Genomic DNA, 2,367 nt, shown 5'->3' with positions numbered 1-2,367 from the left:
GTCCTGCTGTACTCTTTAACCTCGCGAAAAGCTCGGTCTGCCGTTTCCATCAGGTTTAAAAATGCAATAATGTTCATCTAACAGCATTTGAATAGCGTACTGAAAAATGTATATTTGTTAATAACAACCAAAGATATGTTAGCTACAGTTAAAGTATATTACGAAAAAGGAAAGATAACACTGAAAGAAAAAGCACCTGTACAGACCAAAACGGAAGTTATAGTTACCTTTTTAACAGAAGATAAACCACTTCTTGCTAAAAGGATTCCTGGTGCATTTAAAGGTAAAATATCAATCCCAGACAATTTTAATGACTTTTAAAGCCTGCGTTTGATAAAAAAATGCATTAAAAGATCTCCAATCAATATTTAAACTTAAATCCGTCACCCTGAATTCATTTCAGGGTCTATATTGCAAGAAAGATGCTGAAATAAATTCAGCATGACGCCCCTAACTTATTACAAACTAATCATGAAAATCCTATATATCCTTCCCTTAGCCATGATGCTAAGCTGCTGTTCATCAGTAAAAAACCAAAATAATACTTCTTCCGGCAAGTTAGATACCCAATTGTTAAAAGATGTTGAGGTATTATCATCAGATGCTTATCAAGGTAGAAAAACCGGAACAAAGGGGGCTGAAATGGCCAGGGCATACATTATAGAAAGATTTCAAAAACTAGGACTAAAATCTTATCCTCAGCATGTAAACTATGCGCAGGAGTTTACTTTTAATGGAATAGGTAATACAAAAATAAATGGCACCAACATCATCGGCTATATTCCGGGCAAAGGAACGAATGTTATTGTGGTATCTGCCCATTACGACCATTTAGGTGTAGTAAAAGGCGAAGTTTTTAATGGTGCTGATGATAATGCATCGGGAACTGCAGGATTATTAAAAATTGCCACCTATTTTGCTAAAAACAAACCAAATAACACAATCATTTTCGCCTCTTTCGATGCGGAAGAAATGGGCTTACAGGGTGCAAAGGCATTTGTAGGCAATCCACCAGTGCCTATGAATACTATTGCTATTGATTTAAATATGGATATGATCAGTCACAGCGATAAAGGTGAACTTTATGTCTGTGGGACTTTCAAATATCCTGATTTAAAGAAGTATGTAGATACGACTAAAACCAATATCAAATTACTTTTCGGCCACGACGATCCAAAACAAGGTCACGATGATTGGACAAACCAAAGCGACCAAGGCGCATTTAATGCTAAAAATATTCCATTTTTATATTTCGGTGTAGAAGACCACAAAGATTATCATAAACCTACAGACGAATATTCTAACATCACCAAACCATTTTTTAATAATGCTGCAAGCGCTGTGCTGGATGTTGTAAAAAACATCGACAAACAAACCGGCTTACAACAGTTGTTAAAAGATAAAATGATCATGATGGACAATCCAAGAAAATCGGAAAGGTTTTAATAAACTGATTGATATAAGTCTAAACCTGCCCTATCCGGCAGGTTTTTTTATGCTTTATAAATCTTAAAACAAGGCATATATCCCCTTTAGACACTTGGTCAATGAATGCAATAGTGCTATCTTTATATTATGAGACAGAAGAAACGTAAGGCTGAAAGAGTTTATGAGGATGATCCCGAGGGTGAAATGTTGTTGCCAACACGCAAGACAAAAGAAATAGCTGAAAGCCATTTATCAGAAGCGGAGGGATTAGTTGTTAAAGGCCCTCATGGTTTAAGGGGTGTTGGAGGTAGGGAGAATGGCAAAGAGTTGTTTGATCATGTGCTTAATGCAATGTCAAAGCCTACCAATAAGAAGTAATGTTTTGATTTAACAGAATGTTGTTATACATTTATAAAAAAAGGGAAGTGTTGAGACTTCCCTAATTGGCCGAACGATTATTTGCGTGGCTTTGGTTTCGATCTTATGTAGTATTCAGAACCGTTCTTTAGGTCGGTACGATATACACGAACGAATTTAGTTTGCTTTTTGCGTTGCATTTGACTAAATAGTTATGATTTACTAATCAGACGACATCAAGCCGCGTCATATCGGCATAATTCATACTATCATGCCTGTTGATTGTTTTCTATATAGTCTGTTATCCTAACTACTAATGAGCCGAACATATCAACGTCTTTAAATCTGTGGTTATATCTAAATACCGCTTCATCAACATACTTTTGCAAGTGTTGTTCTGATACATGGATATGTGTTCCGAATACCATTCTCTTTAATTGGCTAAAGAAGCCCTCTACTGTGTTTGTTGATGTTGAACCCTGCCTGTACTGTTCTAATGCATGTTTGATAACACCATGATTTTCATAGCCTAATTTCTTTAGGTTAGTATATAAAGGAAATTCATCTGTTGATATATGACTG

Annotated in this window: 4 protein-coding genes; 3 read left to right on the top strand and 1 reads right to left on the bottom strand. The window is 35.8% G+C overall.

What is annotated here, in order from left to right:
* The first annotated feature begins 135 nt into the window (after window positions 1-135).
* From AC1DPQ_RS24985 to AC1DPQ_RS24975, 3 genes are all read left to right on the top strand, one after another.
* Window positions 136-321: a hypothetical protein gene (locus AC1DPQ_RS24985; RefSeq protein ID WP_477579792.1), complete on the top strand. Its 186-nt coding sequence runs from the start codon at window positions 136-138 to the stop codon at window positions 319-321.
* Window positions 322-471: 150 nt separating this feature from the next.
* Complete coding sequence (locus AC1DPQ_RS24980; RefSeq protein WP_477579794.1) at window positions 472-1,446, top strand: M28 family peptidase; 975 nt, start codon at window positions 472-474, stop codon at window positions 1,444-1,446.
* Between the two features lie 129 nt (window positions 1,447-1,575).
* Window positions 1,576-1,806, top strand: a complete 231-nt coding sequence (locus tag AC1DPQ_RS24975; RefSeq protein ID WP_477579795.1) for a hypothetical protein — start codon at window positions 1,576-1,578, stop codon at window positions 1,804-1,806.
* Between the two features lie 248 nt (window positions 1,807-2,054).
* On the opposite strand, the gene AC1DPQ_RS24970 is transcribed toward AC1DPQ_RS24975, so the two are convergent.
* On the bottom strand, window positions 2,055-2,367 hold a 313-nt coding region (locus AC1DPQ_RS24970), incomplete at its 5' end, for a transposase (RefSeq protein WP_477611215.1).

Source organism: Pedobacter sp. 01T416_2 (assembly GCF_056398925.1).
Note: the sequence above shows the minus strand (reverse complement) of the source record. Positions and strands in the feature narration are given on the sequence as shown.

Coding starts and splice junctions, on each gene's coding strand:
- AC1DPQ_RS24985 (WP_477579792.1), top strand. CDS start 136: ATGTTAGCTACAGTTAAAGTATATTACGAAAAAGGAAAGATAACACTG.
- AC1DPQ_RS24980 (WP_477579794.1), top strand. CDS start 472: ATGAAAATCCTATATATCCTTCCCTTAGCCATGATGCTAAGCTGCTGT.
- AC1DPQ_RS24975 (WP_477579795.1), top strand. CDS start 1,576: ATGAGACAGAAGAAACGTAAGGCTGAAAGAGTTTATGAGGATGATCCC.